We start from the raw sequence: 22,586 nt of genomic DNA, 5'->3' as shown, positions 1-22,586 counted from the left end.
GGCTTGGCGGCGGTGGCCGGCGCATGGTGGTGGAGATGGTCGAGCCGCTGGTCAGGGGCGTGCGCTGAGCCTGCGGGCGGCGCTGACGGTGTTCGGTCAGCCGCGGTCAGCGGACGGTGCATGATCGGTCAGCGGTGCCCGGCAGCCTCTTTTCCAGGAAGCCGACGACGCGGACGACGCGTCACCGACTGGAAGAGGAGCCCCCCCATGAACGAGCAGACCTTCACCACCATCGGCCGCCGCGTCCTCATCTCCGGCGCGAGCGTCGCGGGCCCCGCCCTGGCCCTGTGCCTGAGCCGCTACGGCTACGAGGTCACCGTGGTCGAGAAAGCCCCCGCCCTGCGCGGCGGCGGCTTCGCGGTGGACTTCCGCGGCCACGTGCACCGCACGGTGCTGGAGCGCATGGGCATCTGGGACGAGGTGAACCGCCACCAGACCCACATGGGTGAGCAGACCTTCGTCGACGAGACCGGCGCCGAGCAGATGCGGCTCGACCCCTCGTTCATGAGCGGCGACGTGGAGATCTTCCGCGGCGACCTGTCCCGGATCCTGTACGAACGGACCAGGGACCGGGTGGAGTACGTCTTCGACGACTCCATCGCCTCGCTGACCGAGACCCCCGACAAGGTCCACGTCACCTTCGAGCGCTCCGCGCCGCGCACCTTCGACCTGGTCGTGGGCGCCGACGGCCTGCACTCCAACGTGCGCCGCCTGGCCTTCGGCGACGAGTCGCAGTTCCTGCACCACCTCGGCTACTACGTGGCCGGCTTCGACGCCCCCAACCACCTGGGCCTGGACCGCACCGCACGCTGGTTCAACGCGCCCGGCCGGGGCGTGTGCCTGAACAACTACGGCCGTGACCCCCGTACGGCGGGTGTCCTGATGGTCTTCGAGTCCGAGCAGCCCCTCGTCTACGACCGGCACGACATCGCCCAGCAGAAGCAGCTGCTCGCCGAGCGGTACGCGGGCCTGGGCTGGGAGGTGCCCCAGGTGCTCAAGGCCCTCGACCGAACCGACGACCTCTACCTCGACGCCGTCGCCCAGATCCGCATGGACCGCTTCTCCAAGGGCCGCGTGGTGCTGCTGGGCGACGCCGGGTACGGCGCCACCATGGGCGGCATGGGCACCGGACTCGCCGTCGTCTGCGCCTACGTCCTCGCCGGTGAACTGGCCACCCACCCCGACCACAAGGCCGCCTTCGCCGCCTACGAGGCCCGGATCCGGGAGTTCGCGCAGGGCTGCCAGAAGACCGCCGGCGGTGCCGGACCGATGCTGGCACCGTCCACCGCGGCCCGCATCCGCCGCCGCAACCGCGCCTACAAGGTCCTCAACTCCCCGCTGCTGGCCGGGTACCTGGACCGCCTGACGGTGAAGTCCGCCACCAACATCGAGCTGAAGGACTACCCGCGGCCCGTCCAGGGCGCGCCGGAATACACCCGCTGAGCCGCCTACGGCCGGCGCGGGCAGGTTTCGCCCCGGACGATGCCGACGGCATCGCACCGGGGCCCGCCCGTGTTTTTCCGGCGGCGCTCAAGACAAATGCGAGGACCATATGGCGGCGGCCCACCACCCCACTTCCTAGGGGGAGATAGGGGTGTGACCATTGCTGCGCCTCCCATACCGTGGCTGTCGGGGTTTTCGGACCTTCCCTTTTTCATGTACCGACCCACAAACTCAAATCGGGGGTGCGGCGTTGGTCGGCCACCTGTATCTTGAAGAAAACGGAATACATTCCGACCCGTCGGCGCACGGCGAACTCGTGCACGGACTTCTGGACGACGCCGAGGCGAAAGCGCCGAACGCCCCCGCGGTCCGTGACGCGCACGGCGTCTGGACGTACCGCGAACTGGCCGCCCACAGCAGGGCCTTCGCCCGCTGGCTGAGCGACCGCGGTGTGCGCCGCGGCGACCGTGTCGTGCTGCAGCTGCCCACAGGCCGCGAGCTGGTCGCGATGTTCCACGGCGCACTGCGGTGCGGAGCGGCCTTCGTGCCGCTCAACCCGTCCATGAAGGCCTTCCATCTGCGCCACGTCATCGACAACTCCGAGCCCGTGCTGGTCATCGGCGACGAGACGACCACGGAGAAGCTGGCCGAGGTGACCACCCGGCCCGTCGAGCGGATGGCCGCCCTGTGGCCCGAGGTGGAGCGGCTGAGGGCGCGGGACGCCGCGTTCACCGACCCGCAGGTACGCCCCGACGACGTGGCGACCCTCATCTACACCTCCGGCTCGACCGCCGCGCCCAAGGCCGTGATCTGCCCGCACGCCCAGGTCGCCTTCGCCACCCGCGCCCTCACCCAGGCCCTCGGCTATCGCAGCGACGACGTGGTCCTGTGCCGCTTCCCGATGTCCTGGGACTACGGCCTCTACAAGGTCCTGATGACCTGCGCCGTCCGCTGCGAGGTGGTCCTCGCCGAACGCGACTCCGACCTGCAGCTGCTGCGCCGGATGCGCGAGGTCGGCGCCACCGTCGTCCCCCTCGTCCCCTCGCTCGCCACGATGCTCGTCACCCTCGCCGAGCGCTCCCCCGGCGAGCAGGCACCGGTCCGGATGTTCACCAACACCGGCGCCGCGCTGCCGCAGGCCACCATCGACGCGCTGCGCGCGCACTTCCCCGGCGCCCGGGTGGTGCGCCAGTACGGCCAGACCGAGGCCAAGCGGATCACCGTCATGCCGCCCGAGGAGGACCGCGAGCGTCCCGGTTCCAGCGGCCTGCCGCTGCCCGGCACCCAGGTGCTGGTCGTGGACCCGGACGGCCGGCCCGTGCCCGTCGGCGAGGTGGGCGAGATCGTCGCCGTCGGCCCGCACGTCATGCCCGGCTACTGGCGGAACGACGAGAACACGGCCAAGGCGTTCCGCACGGACCCCGCCACCGGCGAACGGCGCCTGCACACCGGCGACTACGGCCGGCTCGACGACGACGGCTACCTGTACTTCGAGGGCCGCCGCGACGACATGTTCAAGCGGAAGGGCTTCCGCATGAGCACCGTCGAGATCGAGGCCGCCGCCATGGACGTCCCCGGCGTCCGGGCAGCCGCCGCGCTGCCGCCCAGCGACAAGCACGACCTCGCCCTGTTCGTCGAGGCCGACCTGACCCCCGGCGCCGTCCGCAAGGAGCTGGCCCGCCGCCTCGAACCGGCGAAGGTCCCCGCCATCTGCCGGGTGCTCACCGAGTTCCCGCTCACCCAGCACGGAAAGAACGCCCGGCAGGAGCTCGCCCTGCTGCTTGAGGGGAGTGCGTCATGAGCCGATCCGACATCGACCCGGCCCGGCTGGCCGAGGAGTACGGCACGCCGCTGTACGTGTACGACCTCGACCGGGCCCGTGCCGCGCGGCGCGATCTGTTCGGCTGGTTGCCGGACGGCTTCGAGGTCTACTACGCCTTCAAGGCCAACCCGCACCCGGACCTCGCCCGCGCGCTGCGCGACGGCGACGGCCCCGCCTGCCGGGCCGAGATCAGCTCCACCGGAGAACTCGCCGCCGCCCTCGAAGCCGGCTACCCGGGCTCCGACATCCTTTACACCGGTCCCGGCAAGACCGACGGCGAACTGGCCGAGGCCGTCGCCGCCGGGGTGCGCCACTTCTCCGCCGAGTCGCTGACCGACCTGGAGCACATCGGCGCCGCCGCGCTCGCCCAGGGCGCCGTGGCCGACTGCCTGCTGCGCATCAACAGCGCCACGGCCGGCGCCACCACCAGCATCCGGATGACGGGCACGCCCACCCAGTTCGGCATCGACAGCGAGACCGTCGCCGACCTTGCCCCGCGGCTGCGCGAGGTCCCCGGCACCCGGGTGGCCGGACTGCACCTGTTCTCCCAGAGCAACGCCCGCGACGAGGCCGCCCTGATCGAGGAGCTCACCCACACCCTCGAGGTCGCCGCGGCCATGCAGGAGGACCTCGGAATCCCCTTGCGCCTGGTCGACATCGGCGGCGGCTTCTCCGTGCCGTACGCCCAGCACGGCGAGCGCGCCAGCTACCCCAAGCTGCGCGGCGAGCTGGAGGCGGCCCTCGACGTGTACTTCCCGCAGTGGCGCGAAGGCACCCCGAAGCTGGCGGTGGAGTCGGGCCGCTACCTGGCCGGCGACAGCGGCACGCTCGTGGCGCGGGTCAGCAACGTCAAGGTCAGCCGCGGCAAGAAGTTCGTCATCCTCGACGCGGGCATCAACACCTTCGGTGGCATGTCCGGCCTGGGCCGGCTGCTGCCGGTCACCGTGCACGTGGACACCGGCGCCGAGACGGAGAAGGCCAGCCTGGTCGGGCCGCTGTGCACGCCCGGCGACATCCTGGGCCGGCAGATCGAGGTCCCGGCCGGCCTCGAACCCGGCGACCTGGTGCGCGTTGGCAACACCGGCGCCTACGGCCCCACCTCCAGCCTGCTGATGTTCCTCGGCCGGCCCGCTCCGGTCGAGGTGGCCGTCAGCGGCGGCGAGGTCGTCTCCGCGACGCGCATCGAGCACACGCGCGTCCCGCAACGGCGGGAGGCCGCCGGTGACTGAGCTCTCCACGCCCGCCGGCCGGCTGCCGACCGCCGCGGCCGCCTTCCCCGACCGGCCCCGGGGGACCGTGATCGTCTCCTCCGTCGCCTCCGACTCGCACACCTGGAATCTCGTCTTCCTGCAGCTGCTCATCGAGGAGTGCGGCTACGAGGTGGTCAACCTCGGCCCGTGCGTACCCGACGAACTGCTGGTCGCCGAATGCCTCGCTCACGACCCGGAGATGGTCGTGATCAGCAGCGTCAACGGGCACGGCTACCAGGACGGCATGCGGGTCATCGAGCTGCTGCGCGAACGCGCGGAACTCGAGGAGACCCCGGTCGTGATCGGCGGCAAGCTCGGTACGGACGGACCCGAGGGCGTCAGCCGGGTGCTGGAGCTGACCCGGGCCGGTTTCGACGCCGTCTTCGAGGACGGCCAGGACCCGGTCGCCAACTTCCGCACCTTCCTCGATGCCGGACCGCAGGCCGAACTGACCCGCGGCGACACGCTCAGGATCAGCGCATGACCGATCACCTCCCGCTGCCGGAGGGGGCCGCGGACCTCGAAGAACGCCCGGTCGACTTCGGCGAGTTCGTACGCCGCCGGGGCACCGCCGACCGGCTCGTGGTCCAGCCCCGCATGGGCTTCGGAGACCCGGTCAGGATGCGCGAAGGGCTCCTCGCCACCAAGCTCGCCGACGGCGCCACCGTGGGCACCCTCACCCTGGACAGCTACACCCGCGTCGGTGACCTGGAGGCCGTGGAGACGGCCCTGCGCGAGGACATCGGCCTCAACGGATACCCCGTCGTCAACCACCCCGCGGCCACCACGGCCGCGGTGCTGGACGGGATCCGCGACGCCACGTTCCCCGTCCAGGTCCGGCACGGCTCGGCCACCCCGCTGGACATCTTCCGGGCCCTGTCCCGGCTGCGCCTGAACGCCACCGAAGGCGGCCCCGTCTCGTACTGCCTGCCCTACGGCCGGATCCCGCTCGCGGAGTCGGTACGCAACTGGGAGGACTGCTGCGAGCTGTACTCCTGGCTGCGCGACGTCGGGGTCGAGCCGCACCTGGAGACCTTCGGCGGCTGCATGATGGGCCAGCTGTGCCCGCCGTCCCAGCTGGTCGCGATCAGCCTCCTCGAAGCGCTGTTCTTCGCCCGGCACGGCATTCGCTCGCTGTCCCTGAGCTACGCCCAGCAGACCGACATGGGCCAGGACCAGGAGGCGGTGCTGGCTCTGCGCCGGCTCTGCGCCGAGCTGCTGCCCACCACCAACTGGCACATCGTCGTCTACGCCTATATGGGGGTCTATCCGGAGACCTACCGGGGCGCCCACCGGCTGCTCGGCCGCGCCGCCGCCCTCGCGGTGACCACCGGCGCGCCGCGGCTGATCGTCAAGACCGTCGCCGAGGCCCGCCGTATCCCGACCGTCACGGAGAACGTGCTGGCGCTCGAGTACGCCACCGCCATCGCCCGGGCCACCGAGCCGGGCGACCCGGCGGCCCACGAGCACACGGACTCCCAGACCTATCGCGAGGCACGCGCCCTGGTCGACGCGGTACTGAACCTGCACGACGACCTCGGTCAGGCTCTCCTGATCGCCTTCCGCCGTGGCTACCTCGACGTGCCGTACTGCGTGCACCCCGACAACGCGGGCCGGGCGCGCAGCCACATCGACTCCGACGGCAGGCTGCGCTGGGCCGAGACCGGAAATCTTCCGCTGCACGGAATCGCCGAGCGGACCGCTGTACGGAAAATCGGCTCCGCGGATCTGCTGAAGGATCTATTCCACGTACGGATGGCCTATGACGATCCCCAGAGCGAACTAGGTGATCCACGCGTCGGGGAACTCGCCCGAAATTAATGGGCCGAGTAGGGGCGGATAGGGGTAGGGGAAGCGCTCGCAGTCGACCTAGAGTCACAAGTCCCGGTCCGCCACCGGCCATTCACTGATTCATGTTTTTCCGCGATATCGCAACAGGGTGTGGAGTATGCAGATGAGCGGGTACGGAAGCTTTGTTTCTGACCTTGAGCGTGCCCGACTCGAGTCGCTTCCTCCGGGGGAGCAGCTGCGCCTCCTGCTCGACCTGGTGTGCTCCCGCGCGGCGGAGGTACAGCGGCAGACAGCGCCCGGGACGGGGGAGGAGCAGCCGGCGCGGGCGTTCGTGCCGGACCGTCCCTTCCGGGAGCAGGGCCTCGACTCGCTCGGACTGGTCGCGCTGCAGCAGCAGTTGAACACCGCCACCGGGCTGTCCCTGCCGCCCACCGTCGGCTTCGACCACCCCACCCCGGCCGCGCTCGCCGAGCACCTGCGCACCGAGGTGCTCGGGCTGGCGGCGGCAGAGATCGCGCCCGCGCCCGCACCGGCCGTGCGGGGCGGGGACGCCGACGATCCGATCGCCGTCGTCGGTATCGGCTGCCGCTACCCGGGCGGGGTGCGCTCCCCGGAACAGCTGTGGCAGCTCGTCGCCGAGGGCCGGCACGTCATCGAGCCCTTCCCCACGGACCGCGGCTGGGACCTGGAGGCGCTGTACCACCCCGACCCCGAGACGCCCGGCACGACCTACGTCCGGCACGGCGGATTCCTCCCCGACGCGGGCGAGTTCGACGCGGAGTTCTTCGGGATCTCCCCGCGCGAGGCCCTCGCCATGGACCCGCAGCAGCGACTCGTCCTGGAGACCGTCTGGGAGGCCCTGGAGCGCACCGGCACCGATCCGGACAGGCTGCGCGGTACCCGTACGGCCGTGTTCATCGGTGCCGAGCCGCAGGAGTACGGCATCCGGCTGCACGAGGCACCCGACGGGCTCGACGGCTACCTGCTGACCGGCAACGCGCCCAGCGTCATCTCCGGACGGGTCGCCTACACCCTGGACCTGGACGGCCCGACCCTCACCGTCGACACCGCCTGCTCCTCCTCCCTGGTCGCCCTGCACCTGGCCGTGCAGTCGCTGCGCGCGGGGGAGTCCACGCTCGCCCTGGCCGGCGGTGTCGCCGTCATCGGCAGCCCCGGTGTCTTCACCTCCTTCAGCCGTCAGCGAGGCCTCGCCCCCGACGCCGTCTGCAAGCCCTTCGCGGCCGCCGCCGACGGCACCGGCTTCGCCGAGGGCGTCGGCGTCCTCGTCCTGGAACGCCTCTCCGACGCCCGCCGCAACGGCCACCGGGTCCTCGCCCTGGTGAAGGGCTCCGCCGTCAACCAGGACGGGGCCAGCAACGGCATCACCGCCCCCAGTGGTCCCGCCCAGCAGCGGGTGGTCCGCGCAGCCCTCGCCGACGCCGGCCTCACCGGCGCGGACGTCGACCTGGTCGAGGCGCACGGTACGGGTACCACGCTGGGCGACCCGATCGAGGCGCACGCCCTCATCGCGTCCTACGGCCGCGGCCGCGACGCCGAACGGCCGCTGCGGCTCGGCTCGGTCAAGTCGAACATCGGGCACACCCAGGCCGCCGCCGGCGCCGCCGGCGTCATCAAGGTGATCATGGCCATGCGGGAGGGGGTGCTGCCGCGCACGCTGCACGTGGACGCGCCGTCCCCGAACGTGGACTGGTCGGCCGGCACCGTGGAACTGCTCACCGAGGCCCTGCCCTGGGAGTCCGCCGAGGCCCCCCGCCGCGCCGGTGTCTCCTCCTTCGGCGTCAGCGGCACGAACGCCCATGTGATCATCGAGGAGGCGCCGCGGGAGCCCGCCGAGGGCGAGGCCGGGGCGCCGGAGAAGGACGGGAAGACGGGCCGGGCGAAGCGCGGCGGCAAGGCGATCCGGACCGGTGGGGCCACCGCCGACGCGGCGCCCGCCCCCGCCCTCATACCCGTCGCCTTCTCCGCGCGTGGTGAAGCGGCGCTGCGAGCGCAGGCCGGGCAGTTGCTCGCGGTGCTGCGGGAGCGGGACGAGGCGGGGGCCGCCGCGCTCGGGTATGCGCTGGCCACCAGCCGGGCCGTGCACCGGCAGCGTGCCGTCGTCGTCGCCGGGGACCGCGCGGAGCTCGAGCGCGCGCTGACGGCCGCCGCCGAAGGGAGCACCGACCGTGCGCTCACCCGGGGCCTGGCCGACGGCGGGCGGCTCGCGTTCCTGTTCACCGGGCAGGGAAGCCAGTTCGCCGAGATGGGGCGCGAACTGTACGAGACGTACCCGGTGTTCGCGAAGGCGCTGGACGCCGCCATCGGGTACCTGGACCTCCAGCTCGAACGATCCCTGTGGGATGTGCTGTTCGCCCCCGAGGGCTCCGCCGACGCGGAGCTGCTCGACCGGACGGTGTACGCGCAGAGCGCCCTGTTCGCCCTTGAGGTCGCGCTGTTCCGGCTGCTGGAGTCGTGGGGACTGAAGCCCGACTACCTCGCCGGGCACTCCCTCGGCGAGCTGAGCGCCGCCCATGTCGCCGGTGTGCTGAACCTGGACGACGCGGCCACCCTGGTCGCCGCCCGCGGCCGACTGATGCAGGCGCTGCCGGCCGACGGCGCCATGGTCGCCGTACAGGCCACCGAGCAGGAGGTGCGTGCCCACCTCGGCGAGCGGGTGAGCATCGCCGCCGTCAACGGCCCCGACGCCGTGGTCGTCTCCGGCGACGAGACCGAGGTGCTGCGCATCCAGACCCACTTCACGGCCGAGGGCCGCAAGACCAAGCGGCTGCGGGTCAGCCACGCCTTCCACTCGCCGCTGATGGAGCCCATGCTCACCGAGTTCGCCCGGGTGGCGAGCGTCCTCGACTACAAGACCCCGGCGATCCCGGTGGTCTCCAACGTCACCGGCCGGGTCGCCACCGCCGCCGAGCTGTGCTCCCCCGACTACTGGGTCCGCCACGTCCGCGAGGCCGTCCGCTTCGCCGACGCCACCCACGCCCTGCGCGAGGCCGGCGTCACCACCTTCTTCGAGGTCGGCCCGGACGCGGTGCTGTCCGCGATGGCCCGCACCGCCGTCGCCGACGAGGCGGGCGCCGACGACCTGGCCTTCGTCGCCGCGCAGCGCCGCGGCCGCGACGGCCGGCGCGAGCTGCTCACCGCACTCGCACAGGTGCACACCCGGGGCGCGGCCGTCGACTTCGCCGCCCTGCACCCGGCCGACCTGCCCCGCGTCGACCTGCCCACCTACCCCTTCCAGGGCCGCCGTTACTGGCTGCAGGCCCCGGCCGCCGCGGGCGACGCCGCCGCGCACGGGCAGATCGCCCTCGACCACCCGCTGCTCGGCGCCGCCGTCGCGCTGGCCGGCACGGGCGGCGGCACCGTGCTCACCGGCCGGCTGTCGCCGCACACCCAGCCGTGGCTGGCCGACCACCGCATCTCCGGTGTGACGCTGCTGCCCGGCACCGCGTTCGTGGAACTCGCCGTACAGGCCGGCAACCAGGTCGGATGCGCGCACATCGACGAGCTGAACCTGCTGACCCCGCTGGCCCTTCCGCAGGGCGGCGGAGTGGCGGTGCAGGCCATGGTCTCGGCACCCGACGCCGACGGCCGCCGCGACCTCACCTTCCACTCGCGCGCCGAGTCCGCCCCGGACGACGCCCCCTGGACCCAGCATGCCGCCGCCGTCCTCAGTCCCGAACCGGCCCCGGCCCCCGCCCCCCTGCCGGACCAGTGGCCGCCGGCCGGGGCCCGGCCGGTCGACCTCACCGGCCTGTACGAGCGGATGGCCGAGCAGGGCTACGGTTACGGCCCCTCCTTCCAGGGCCTGCGCGCCGTGTGGCGGGCCGGCGACGAGGCGTTCGCCGAGGTGGCACTGCCTGCCGACGCGGGCGCCGATGCCGCCGCGTTCGCCCTGCACCCTGCGCTGCTCGACGCCGTCCTGCAGTCCACCGACCTGGCCGTCGACGAACCGGAGTCCACCGAGACGCGGTTGCCGTTCGCCTGGACCGGGGTGTCGCTGTACTCGACGGGCGCCTCCGTGCTGCGCGTCCGCATCGTGCCCGACGGCCCCGACGCGGCAGCGCTGGCGCTGTACGACACCAGCGGCGCCCCCGTGGCCCGCGTGGACGGCTTCCTGGTACGGCCGGTCGCCGAGGACGCCCTGCGCGCTGCCCGTGCCCACACCGAACTGCCGATGCGCCTCGACTGGTACGAGGTCCAGGCGCCCGGGACCGACGCTGAGGGCGCCGCAGGACGGCAGCCCGCCGTCCTCACGGTCACCGTCCCGGACGGCGCGGACGTGCCCGCCGCGGTGCGCGCCACCACCGGGGAGGTCCTCGGCAGGCTGGAGGAGCACCTGGCCGACGAGGACGCCGACTCCCGGCTCGTCGTGGTGACCCGGGGCGCGGCCGCCGCCGCTCTCTCCGACACCGTCGACCTGGCCCAGGCTCCGGTGTGGGGTCTGGTGCGCTCGGCGCAGGCCGAGAACCCGGGCCGGTTCGTCCTGCTGGACATCGACACCGCCGAGGCCTCCGCGCAGGACATCGCCTTCGCAGCCGCCTCCGAGGAGCCCGAACTCGCCCTCCGCGACGGCCGTTTCCTCGCCCCGCGCCTGGTCGCCGCGGACCCGGGCGAGGGTACCGAGCTGCCGTGGGACGGCACCGGATCGGTGCTGGTCACGGGCGGCACGGGCGGCCTGGGCGCGCTGGTGGCCCGGCACCTGGTGGCCGAGCACGGCGTACGGCACCTGGTGCTGACCAGCCGCCGGGGCCTGGAGGCGCCCGGTGCCGCCGAACTCCGCGAAGAGCTCGTCGAGTTGGGTGCCGAGGTCACGGTTGCCGCCTGCGACGTGTCGGACCGGCAGGCCGTGACGGACCTGATCGCCGCCGTACCCGCCGAGCACCCGCTGACCGCCGTCGTGCACACCGCCGGCGTCGTCGACGACGGACTCGTCACCTCGCTCACGGAGGCCCGGCTCGACACCGTACTGCGGCCGAAGGCCGACGCGGCCTGGCACCTGCACGAACTCACCCGGGACCTGGACCTGAAGGCCTTCGTCCTGTACTCGTCCACCGCCGGCTATCTGGACGGCGCCGGACAGGGCAACTACGCGGCCGCCAACGTCTTCCTCGACGCGCTCGCCCAGCACCGCCGAGCCCAGGGCCTGGCGGCCACATCCCTCGCCTGGGGCCTGTGGACCGGCGACCGCGGCATGGGCGCCCAGCTCGACCGGGCCGCCCTGCAGCGCATCGCCCGCCTCGGCCTCGAACCGCTCGGGCCCGACGAGAACCTCGCCCTGCTCGACGCCGCCCTGACCGTCGACCGCGCCGTGCAGATACCCGTCCGCGTGGACCGGCACGCCCTTGAGACCCGTACCGACGGCGTCCCGCCGCTGCTGTCCCGTCTGGCCCGCACCCCGGTGCGCCGCGCCGCCGCGGCCGGAGAGCAGGGCGCCCCCGTGGCCGAGGGCCTCGCCCACAGCCTCGCCGGACTGCCCGACGCCGAGCGCGCGGAGGCCCTCCTCGAACTGGTCCGCGCCCAGGTCGCCGCCGTACTCGGCCACGACAGCGCCACCGCCGTCGAACCGGGCCGGGCGTTCAGTGAGACCGGCTTCGACTCCCTGGCCGCCGTGGAACTGCGCAACCAGCTCAAGGCGGCCACCGGTCTGCGGCTGCCCGCCACCCTGATCTTCGACTACCCCAACCCGAAGGCGCTCGCCGCCCACCTCGCCTCCCGCCTGACCGGCGACGGCAGCGCCCCGGCCCGTCGGCCGGCCGCCGCGGCCACCCCGGCCCGGGACGACGAGCCGATCGCGATCGTCGCCATGAGCTGCCGCTACCCGGGCGGCGTCGAGACCCCCGAGGACCTGTGGCGGCTGGTCGCCGAGGGACGCGACGCCGTCACCCCCTGGCCCACCGACCGGGGCTGGGACCAGAGCCTGTACGACCCCGAGCCGGGCGTCTCCGGCAGGAGCTCCAGCAACGAGGGCGGTTTCCTGCACGACGCCGCCGACTTCGACCCGGAGCTTTTCGGCATCAGCCCGCGCGAGGCCCTCGGCATGGACCCGCAGCAGCGGCTGCTGCTGGAGATCACCTGGGAGGCGTTCGAACGCGCCGGGATCGACCCGCGCTCCGTGCACGGCAGCGACACCGGCGTCTTCGCCGGTGTGATGTACCACGACTGGATGACCCGCATGAGCGAGGTCCCCGAGGAGGTCGCCGGCTACATCGGCAACGGCAGCCTCGCCAGCGTCGTCTCCGGCCGTCTCTCCTACGTCTTCGGGCTCGAGGGCCCCGCCGTCACCGTCGACACGGCCTGCTCCTCCTCCCTGGTCGCCCTGCACTGGGCGATCCAGGCGCTGCGCCGCTCGGAGTGCTCCCTCGCCCTGGCGGGCGGTGTCACCGTGATGGCGACGCAGGACACGTTCGTCGACATGAGCCGCCAGCGGGGCCTCGCCTCCGACGGCCGCTGCAAGTCGTTCGCCGCCGCCGCCGACGGAACCGGCTGGGGCGAGGGCGCCGGCATGCTCCTGCTGGAGCGCCTCTCCGACGCCCGCCGCAACGGCCACCGGGTCCTCGCCGTGGTCAGGGGCACCGCCGTCAACCAGGACGGCGCCAGCAACGGCCTGACCGCGCCCAACGGCCCCTCCCAGGAACGGGTCATCGAACAGGCACTGGCCGCCGCCGGCCTGACCGCCGCCGACATCGACGCGGTCGAGGCGCACGGCACGGGCACCACCCTCGGCGACCCGATCGAGGCCCAGGCACTCCTCAACACCTACGGCAGGCAGCGCCCCGAGAACGGCGCCCCGCTGCGGCTGGGCTCCATCAAGTCCAACTTCGGGCACACCCAGGCCGCCTCGGGCGTCGCCGGCGTCATCAAGATGGTCGAGGCGATCCAGAACGGCGTCCTGCCCAAGACGCTGCACGTCGACGCGCCCAGCTCCAAGGTCGACTGGTCCGACGGCGCCGTGGAGCTGCTGACCGAGGCCCAGGAGTGGCCCGCCGCGCCGGGCCGTCCGCGCCGGGCGGGTGTCTCCTCCTTCGGCATCAGCGGCACCAACGCCCACGTCATCGTGGAGGAGGCCACCGAGGAGACGGCACCCGAGCCCGCCCGCGTCGGCGCACCCCTGACGGTCTGGCCGCTGTCCGGCAAGACCCCGCAAGCGGTGCGCGCGCAGGCGGAACGGCTGCGGTCCCACCTGGACACGCTGGCCGACGACGACCTCGGGGCCACCGGCCTCGCTCTCGCGACCTCACGCGCGGCCCTCGACCACACCGCGGTCGCGACCGGCACCGACCGCACGGATCTCGCCCACACCCTGGAATCCATCGCCGCGGGCCAGTCCATCACCGAGACGACCACCGGAAAGCTCGCCTTCCTGTTCACGGGGCAGGGGGCGCAGCGGGTCGGGATGGGGCGTGAGCTGTATGAGGCGTTCCCGGTGTTCGCGGAGGCTTTCGACGCTGTCCTGGCGGAGCTTGGTGAGCTTCCGTTGCGGGAGGTCGTCTGGGGTGAGGACGCGGAGCGGCTGAGTCGGACGGAGTTCACTCAGCCGGCTTTGTTCGCGGTTGAGGTGGCGTTGTATCGGCTGGTGGAGTCGTGGGGTGTCAGGCCCGATTTCCTGGCCGGTCACTCCATTGGTGAGTTCGCGGCTGCGCATGTGTCGGGTGTGTTGTCGTTGGCGGATGCGGCGAGGTTGGTGGCTGCGCGTGGCCGGTTGATGCAGGCCCTGCCGGAGGGCGGGGCGATGGTCGCGGTGCAGGCGACCGAGGAGGAAGTGCGTCCGCTGCTGGCCGACGGTGTGGGTATCGCCGCGGTCAACGGCCCCAACTCGGTGGTCGTTTCGGGTGTCGAGGCGGAGGCTCTGCGGATCAAGGCGCACTTCGAGGCGGAGGGTCGTAAGACGACTCGGCTGAAGGTGTCGCATGCGTTCCACTCGCCGCTGATGGAGCCGATGCTGGCCGAGTTCCGTGCCGTGGCACGGGAACTGTCGTACGGCACCCCGTCCATCCCGATCGTCTCCACGCTGACCGGCGTCGCGGTGACCGGAGGCGAGTTGGCGGATCCGGAGTACTGGGTCCGGCATGTCCGTGAGGCCGTCCGCTTCGCGGATGCCGTCGGTGTCCTGGCGGACAAGGGTGTCACCACGTACCTCGAACTCGGGCCGGACGCGGTCCTGACGGCGATGGGACAGCAGACCGCCGAGAACGCGGCCTTCGTGCCCGCCCTCCGCCGCGACCGCGACGAGACCCGCGAGGCAGTGTCCGCACTGGGCAGGCTGCACGCCCTCGGCGTCCGCGTCGACTGGGCCGCCTACTACGGTGCGCCCGAGAACGTGTCGCCGCGCACCGACCTGCCGACCTACGCCTTCCAGCGCCGACGCTACTGGCTGGACGCCACCGGCTCCGGTGCGGGCGACGTCGGTTCGGCCGGTCTGACGGCGGTCGAACACCCGGTGCTCAGCGCGCTGGTCAGCTCGCCCGAGCCCGATGGCGGTGTGGTGCTGACGGGGCGGTTGTCGGCGGCCGGTTCGTGGGTGGCGGACCACGTGGTGCTGGGCAGTGTGCTGCTGCCGGGTACGGCGTTCGTGGAGCTGGCGGTGCGGGCCGGTGACGAGGTCGGTTGCCGCCGGCTGGAGGAGTTGACGCTGGAGGCGCCGCTGGTGGTGCCCGAGCGCGGTGCGGTCCAGGTCCAGATGGTCGTCGGCGGTCCGGACGCGGCCGGAGCGCGCGGTGTGAGCGTGTACTCGCGGGAGGAGGGTTCCTCCGGGGTCTGGGTGCGGCACGCGTCGGGTTCCGTGGCGCCGGGCGATGCCCGGGCACCCGGGTTCGATCTGGTGCAGTGGCCGCCGGTGGATGCCGAGCCGCTTGCGGTGGAGGGTGCGTACGAGGCGCTGGCGGGCCGTGGTTATGGCTACGGGCCGGTGTTCCAGGGGCTGAAGGCGGCCTGGCGGCGTGGTGAGGACGTGTTCGCCGAGGTGGCCCTGCCGTCGACGGCGCACGCGGAGGCGGCCCGGTTCGGACTGCACCCCGCACTCCTCGACGCCGCCATGCACGCCGACCTGCTCGGTGAGGACGGCGCCGCCGAGGGCGACACTTTGCTGCCGTTCTCCTGGAACGGGATCACCCTGCACGCGGCCGGAGCCACCGAACTGCGCGTGCACATCCGCCGGGTGCGCGGCGACGAGCTGTCCGCGATGTGGGTCGCCGACGCCACCGGGCAGCCGGTCGCCACCGTCGAGGAGCTCGTCTCGCGCCCGGTCGCCTCCGAACAGCTCGCCGAGGCCGGCAACCGGCAAACCGAGTCTCTGTTCCGGGTCGGCTGGAAGGAGCTGCCGCTCCCCGAGGCCGCCGCCGGAACTGTCGTACGACTGTCCGGACTGCCGCAACTCGGCGAGGACGTGCCGGAGTTCGCCGACCTGGCCGCGCTCGGCGCGTGGGTCGAGCAAGGTGGAGAGGCGCCCGGCACGGTGCTCGCCCCGCTGCCGCCCGTCGAGGGCCACGACGTCCTGGCGGCCACGCGGGCCCAGTCCGCCGCCGCTCTCGACCTGGTGCGGGCGTGGCTGGCGGACGAACGGTTCTCCGGCTCCCGGCTCGTCGTCGTCACCCGGTACGCGGTCGCCGCCCGCCTCTCCGACACCGTCGACCTGGCCCAGGCGCCGGTGTGGGGTCTGGTGCGGGCCGCGGAGGCCGAGAACCCTGGGCGGTTCGCGCTCCTGGACACGGACGCGCGGGACGAGTCGCTCGCCGCCCTGGCCGCCGCCGCCACCTCCGGCGAGCCGGAACTCGCCGTCCACGGAGGACACTTCGCCGTACCGCGGCTGGTGGCCGCGAAGCCGGGTGAGCCCACGGAGCTGCCGTGGGACGGCACCGGATCGGTGCTGGTCACAGGTGGCACCGGCGGTCTGGGCGCGCTGGTGGCCCGGCACCTGGTGGCCGAGCACGGCGTACGGCACCTGGTGCTGACGAGCCGCCGGGGCCTGGAGGCGCCCGGTGCCGCCGAACTCCGGGAAGAGCTCGTCGAGTTGGGCGCCGAGGTCACGGTTGCCGCCTGCGACGTGTCGGACCGGCAGGCCGTGACGGACCTGATCGCCGCCGTACCCGCCGAGCACCCGCTGACCGGCGTCGTCCACGCGGCGGGCGTGACCGACAGCGGGCTGGTCGGCGAACTCACCGCCGAGCGGTTCGACACCGTGCTGCGGCCGAAGGCCGACGCGGCCTGGCATCTGCACGAACTCACCCGCGAGCTGGACCTGAAGGCCTTCGTGCTCTTCTCCTCGGCGGGCGGCACCGTCCTCGCAGCCGGGCAGGCCAACTACGCGGCCGCCAACGTCTTCCTCGACGCGCTCGCCCACCAGCGCCGGTCCGCCGGCCTTGCCGCCACCGCGCTCGCGTTCGGCATGTGGAACGTCGACACCGGCATGGGCGCCGTCACCGACGCCGACCTGGAGCGGATGCGCCGGCTCGGCCTGCCCGCCCTGGACGCCGCCGAGGCCCTCGCCCTGTTCGACGCCGCGCTCGCCACCGGCGCTCACCAGATCATCCCGGTGCGGGTCGACCGCGCGGCACTGGGCGCCCGGACCGACGAACCGCCCGCGCTGCTGCGTGGCCTGGTCCGCGGCAATGGCCGCCGCACCGCCCGGACGGCGCAGACCGGCAGCACGAGCGGCCTCGCCGAACGGCTGGCCGGGCTGAGCGACGCCGAGCGCGACCGCACCGTCCTCGAACTGGTACGCACCCAGGTTGCCGCCGTCCTCGGACACAGCGGCGTGGAGTCCGTCAGCCCGGAGAAGGCATTCCGCGAACTGGGCTTCGACTCCCTCGCCGCCGTCGAACTGCGCAACGCGCTCAACGCGGCCACCGGGCTGCGGCTGCCCGCCACCCTCGTCTTCGACCACCCGAACTGCCGCGCCGTCGCCACCCTCATCAAGGAGAAGTCCGGCGCCGTCGCGGGCTCCGCGCGCCCGGCTCCGGGCCGCACCGCGCCGAAGGCCCACAGCGGGGACGACCCGGTCGCGATCGTCGGCATCAGCTGCCGCTTCCCCGGCGGCGTGCGCTCCGCGGACGACCTGTGGCGGCTGCTCCTGGACGAGCGCACCGCCATCACCGAGTTCCCCACCGACCGCGGCTGGAACCCGGAGGGCATCTTCGACCCCGAGCCGGGCACCCCGGGCCGCACCTACACCGTCGAGGGCGGCTTCCTGCACGACGCGGGCGAGTTCGACCCCGAGTTCTTCGACATCATGCCGCGCGAGGCGCTGGCGATGGACCCGCAGCAGCGGCTGCTGCTGGAGGCCGCCTGGGAGGCTCTGGAGCGGACGGGCACCGACCCGACCACGCTGCGCGGCACCCGGACCGGTGTGTACGTCGGTTCGATGTACCACGAGTACGCCACCCAGGCCGGGGAGGTCTCCGACGACCTGGCCGCCTACCTCGGCAACGGCAGCGCGGGCAGTATCGCCTCCGGGCGCGTCTCCTACACGCTCGGCCTGGAGGGCCCAGCGGTCACGGTCGACACCGCCTGCTCGTCGTCCCTGGTCGCCCTGCACATGGCCTGCCAGGCACTGAGGCAGGGCGAGGTCGACATGGCGCTGGCCGGCGGTGTCACCGTGATGCCCACCCCGGACATCTTCATCGACTTCAGCCAGCAGCGCGGGCTCGCCCCCGACGCCCGCAGCAAGTCCTTCGCCGCCGCCGCCGACGGCACCGGCTGGTCCGAGGGCATCGGCCTGCTCGCGGTGGAGCGCCTCTCCGACGCCCGCGCCAACGGCCACCCCGTGCTCGCCGTGATCAAGGGATCGGCTATCAACCAGGACGGCGCAAGCAACGGTCTGACCGCGCCCAACGGCCCCTCCCAGGAGCGGGTCATCGAACAGGCACTGAAGGCAGCCGGCCTCGGCACCGGCGACGTCGACCTGATCGAGGGCCATGGCACCGGCACCCGCCTCGGCGACCCGATCGAGGCCCAGGCGCTGTTGGCCACCTACGGCCAGGACCGCCCCGAGGACCGGCCGGTCTGGCTCGGCTCCATCAAGTCGAACATCGGGCACGCCCAGGCCGCGGCCGGTGTCAGCGGCGTGATCAAGGCGGTCATGGCCCTGCGGCACGCGTACATGCCGAAGACCCTCCACGTCGACGAGCCCTCGCCCAACGTGGACTGGTCGGCCGGTGCGGTGCGGCTGTTGACCGAGGCCATGCCATGGCCGGAGCACACCGGCCCGCGCCGGGCCGCGGTCTCATCCTTCGGCCTGAGCGGCACCAACGCCCACATCATCCTCGAACAGGCCCCGGAACGGGCGAACGTTCCGGACCCGGCAACGGCCTCACCGGCGGGCCCGGTTCCGCCTGTACTGCCGCTGCTGCTCTCCGCCAAGAACGCCCAGAGCCTGCCCGCCCAGGCCGACCGGCTCCGTGCCCACCTGGAGGAGCACCCCGAGCAGAGCCTGCTCGACGTCGCCCACTCCCTGGTGACCTCGCGCGCGACCCTCGACCACCGCGTCGCCCTGACCGCCGCGGACCGCGACGAGGCCCTGCGCGCCCTCACCTCCCTGACGGAAGGCCGCCCCTGGCCCGGTGCCGCCACCGCCCGCGACCGCAGCGACGGTCTTACGGCGTTCCTGTTCACGGGGCAGGGGGCGCAGCGGGTCGGGATGGGGCGTGAGCTGTATGAGGCGTTCCCGGTGTTCGCGGAGGCTTTCGACGCTGTCCTGGCGGAGCTTGGTGAGCTTCCGTTGCGGGAGGTCGTCTGGGGTGAGGACGCGGAGCGGCTGAGTCGGACGGAGTTCACCCAGCCGGCTTTGTTCGCGGTTGAGGTGGCGTTGTATCGGCTGGTGGAGTCGTGGGGTGTCAGGCCCGACTTCCTGGCCGGTCACTCGATCGGTGAGTTTGCTGCTGCGCATGTGTCGGGTGTGTTGTCGCTGGCGGATGCGGCGAGGTTGGTGGCTGCGCGTGGCCGGTTGATGCAGGCCCTTCCCGAGGGCGGCGCGATGGTGGCCGTCCAGGCGACCGAGGAAGAGGTACGTCCGCTGCTGGCCGAGGGTGTGGGTATCGCCGCGGTCAACGGGCCCACCGCGGTGGTCGTCTCGGGCGTCGAGGCGGAGGCTCTCCGTATCAAGGCGCACTTCGAGGCCGAGGGTCGTAAGACGACTCGGCTGAAGGTGTCGCATGCGTTCCACTCGCCGCTGATGGAGCCGATGCTGGCCGAATTCCGTGCCGTTGCACGGGAACTGTCGTACGGCGAGCCCTCGATTCCGATCGTCTCCACGCTGACCGGCGTCGCGGTGACCGAAGGCGAGTTGGCGGATCCGGAGTACTGGGTCCGGCACGTCCGTGAGGCCGTCCGCTTCGCCGACGCCGTGCGCGTCCTGGAGTCGGCCGGTGTAGGCACCTTCCTGGAGCTCGGCCCCGACGCCGTACTCACCGCGATGGGCCGGCAGTCGGCCGAGAACGCGGTGTTCGTGCCCGTGCTGCGGCGCGGTCGGCCCGAGACCCGCGAGGCGGCGGCCGCGCTGGCACACCTGCACGCGCTGGGCGCGAAGCCCGAGTGGTCCGCCGTGTACCCGGGTGCCCGGCGGGTCGACCTGCCCCCCTACGCCTTCGAGAAGCGGCACTTCTGGCTCACCCCGCAGGAGCCCGAAACCGTCGGCGCGACGGATGCCGCCGGGCTCGGTCTCGTCGATGCCGGACACCCGCTGCTGGGCGCGGTCCTGTCGCTGCCCGATGGCGGTGTGGTGCTGACGGGGCGGTTGTCGGCGGCCGGTTCGTGGGTGGCGGACCACGTGGTGCTGGGCAGTGTGCTGCTGCCGGGTACGGCGTTCGTGGAGCTGGCGGTGCGGGCCGGTGACGAGGTCGGTTGCCGCCGGCTGGAGGAACTGACCATGGAGGCGCCGCTGGTGGTGCCCGAGCACGGCGCGGTCGCGCTGCAGGTGGTCGTCGGCGGCCCCGACGCGGCAGGCGTACGCGGCGTGAGCGTGTATTCCCGGGAGGAGGGTTCCTCCGGGGTCTGGGTGCGGCACGCGTCGGGTTCCGTGGCGCCGGGCGATGCCCGGGCACCCGGGTTCGATCTGGTGCAGTGGCCGCCGGTGGATGCCGAGCCGCTTGCGGTGGAGGGTGCGTACGAGGCGCTGGCGGGCCGTGGTTATGGCTACGGGCCGGTGTTCCAGGGGCTGAAGGCGGCCTGGCGGCGTGGTGAGGACGTGTTCGCCGAGGTGGCCCTGCCGTCGACGGCGCACGCGGAGGCGGCCCGGTTCGGACTGCACCCCGCACTTCTCGACGCCGCCAGCCACGTGGACCTGCTGGACGACTCCGACAGCACCGTGCTGCCGTTCGTCTGGAGCGGCATCACCCTGCACGCGGCCGGAGCCACCGACCTCCGTGTCCACCTGCGCCGGGTGGGCGGCGACGACGTCACCCGGCTGCACCTCGCCGACGCGACCGGACAGCCGGTCGCCACCGTCGAGAAGCTGATCTCCCGGCCCGCCTCCCCGCAGGCGCTGGCGAGGCCGACCGCCTCGTCCGACTCGGTGTTCCGATTCACCTGGCCGAAGGGCCCGGAGCTCACCCCGGACGGCGGCACCCTGCCCCTGTTCGACGCGGTGCGCGACACCGACGGGACCGTTCCGGCGCACGTCCTGTTCCCGGTGCCCGCCGGCACCGGCGCTGGGGGCGAGGCGGCCCGCGCGGTCGCGCTCGACACGCTGGCGGCGGCCCAGCTCTGGCTCACCGAACCGAGGTTCGCCGCCGCCACGCTCGTGGTGCGGACACGGGCGGCGGTCGCGGTCACCGACGACGAGGACCCGGACGTCGGCCAGGCCGCGGTGTGGGGGCTGATCCGCGCCGCCCAGGCGGAGAACCCGGGCCGGTTCGTCCTGCTGGACGTCGACGGCAGCGAGGCCTCCGCACGGGCCGTCGCCGCCGCGGCAGCCTCCGGCGAGAGCGAACTGGCGCTGCGCGAGGGCAGGGCCCACGTCCAGCGGCTGGCCGCCGTGGAGGCGGCCGGTGCCGCTCGGTTGCCGTGGGACGGCACCGGATCGGTGCTGGTCACGGGCGGCACGGGCGGTCTGGGCGCGCTGGTGGCCCGGCACCTGGTGGCCGAGCACGGCGTACGGCACCTGGTGCTGACCAGCCGCCGGGGCCCGGACGCGCCCGGCGCCGCCGAACTCCGCGACGAACTGGCCGCCTTGGGCGCCGACGTCACCGTCACCGCCTGCGACGTGTCGGACCGGCAGGCCGTGGCGGACCTGATCGCCGCCGTACCCGCCGAGCACCCGCTGACCGGCGTCGTCCACGCCGCCGGCGTCGTCGACGACGGACTCGTCACCTCGCTGACCGCCGACCGGGTGGACGCCGTGCTGCGGCCGAAGGCCGACGCGGCCTGGCATCTGCACGAACTCACCCGGGAACTGGACCTGAAGGCCTTCGTGCTCTTCTCCTCCACCACCGGCTTCTTCGACAACGGCGGCCAGGCCTCCTACGCCGCGGGCAACGTGTTCCTCAACGCGCTCGCCCAGCACCGCCGCGCCCAGGGCCTCGCGGCCACCGCGCTGGTCTGGCACCTGTGGGCCGGCGACGGCATGGCCGCGGCCCTGAGCGACGCCGTCGTCGAGCGCCAGAGGCGGCTCGGTATTCCGGCGATGGACCCGGCCGAGGGACTGGTACTGCTGGACGCGGCCCTGGCCGTCGGCGAGGCGCTGCTCGCACCGCTCGCACTCGACCGGGAAGCGCTCCGGGCCTCGGCGGAGCCGCCTGCCCTGCTGCGGGACGTCGCCGGCGCCGCACCCGCCGCGCCGCGTGGTGCGGCCCGCACCGCCGCCCAGGCTCCGGCGGTTCAGGAGCCGAGGTCCCTGGTCGACGAACTGGCCGGGCTCGACGAGGCGGAGCAGTTGCGTGTCGTGCTGGATCTGGTGCGCTTCCACGTCGCGCTGGTCCGGCACGACGAGCCCCATGCGATCGACGTCAAGCGTGGGTTCACCGAGCTCGGCCTCGACTCGCTGGCCGCGATCGAGCTGCGCAACGGACTGGCCGAGGCGAGCGGTATCCGGCTGCCCGCGACGCTGATGTTCGACTACCCGAACTCCGAGGCGCTGGCCCGCTTCCTGCTGGAGGAGCTGGATCCGCCGGCCGTCGCGCCGAGCCGTCCCGCCGTGCCCGCGGTGGAGGAGCCGAGGTCCCTGGTCGACGAGCTGACCGGGCTCGACGAGGCGGAGCAGTTGCGTGTCGTGCTGGATCTGGTGCGCTTCCACGTCGCGCTGGTCCGGCACGACGAGCCCCATGCGATCGACG

At 73.2% G+C, this 22,586-nt stretch carries 5 protein-coding genes and 1 pseudogene; all 6 read left to right on the top strand.

Going from position 1 to position 22,586, the window contains the following annotated elements; all coding sequences use genetic code 11:
* Positions 1-207 precede the first annotated feature (207 nt).
* The gene (locus ACIPSA_RS41285) at positions 208-1,443 is read left to right on the top strand and encodes an FAD-dependent monooxygenase (RefSeq protein ID WP_402644761.1); all 1,236 of its coding nucleotides are present in this window, start codon (positions 208-210) and stop codon (positions 1,441-1,443) included.
* A 316-nt stretch (positions 1,444-1,759) separates the two neighbouring features.
* The gene (locus ACIPSA_RS41280; protein WP_402644758.1) at positions 1,760-3,244 is read left to right on the top strand and encodes an AMP-binding protein; all 1,485 of its coding nucleotides are present in this window, start codon (positions 1,760-1,762) and stop codon (positions 3,242-3,244) included.
* Positions 3,241-4,494 carry a type III PLP-dependent enzyme gene (locus ACIPSA_RS41275; protein WP_402644756.1) on the top strand — a complete coding sequence of 418 codons (1,254 nt, stop codon included), beginning with the start codon at positions 3,241-3,243 and terminating at the stop codon, positions 4,492-4,494. The genes ACIPSA_RS41280 and ACIPSA_RS41275 overlap by 4 nt, the downstream gene beginning before the upstream one ends.
* Positions 4,487-4,999 carry a cobalamin B12-binding domain-containing protein gene (locus ACIPSA_RS41270; RefSeq protein ID WP_402644754.1) on the top strand — a complete coding sequence of 171 codons (513 nt, stop codon included), beginning with the start codon at positions 4,487-4,489 and terminating at the stop codon, positions 4,997-4,999. Before ACIPSA_RS41275 ends, ACIPSA_RS41270 begins: the two co-directional genes overlap by 8 nt.
* A complete protein-coding gene (locus ACIPSA_RS41265; RefSeq protein ID WP_402644751.1) occupies positions 4,996-6,336 on the top strand; it encodes a methylaspartate mutase in 1,341 nt (446 codons plus the stop codon). Before ACIPSA_RS41270 ends, ACIPSA_RS41265 begins: the two co-directional genes overlap by 4 nt.
* A gap of 145 nt (positions 6,337-6,481) precedes the next feature.
* Positions 6,482-22,586: pseudogene (locus tag ACIPSA_RS41260) on the top strand (SDR family NAD(P)-dependent oxidoreductase); the annotation flags it as partial.

Source organism: Streptomyces sp. NPDC086549, from assembly GCF_044746205.1.
In the GTDB taxonomy this organism is placed as follows: Bacteria; Actinomycetota; Actinomycetes; order Streptomycetales; family Streptomycetaceae; genus Streptomyces.
Note: the sequence above shows the minus strand (reverse complement) of the source record. Positions and strands in the feature narration are given on the sequence as shown.

Excerpts from the sequence above, each read along its gene's own strand:
- ACIPSA_RS41285 (WP_402644761.1), top strand. The coding sequence starts at position 208 with ATGAACGAGCAGACCTTCACCACCATCGGCCGCCGCGTCCTCATCTCC.
- ACIPSA_RS41275 (WP_402644756.1), top strand. The coding sequence starts at position 3,241 with ATGAGCCGATCCGACATCGACCCGGCCCGGCTGGCCGAGGAGTACGGC.
- ACIPSA_RS41265 (WP_402644751.1), top strand. The coding sequence starts at position 4,996 with ATGACCGATCACCTCCCGCTGCCGGAGGGGGCCGCGGACCTCGAAGAA.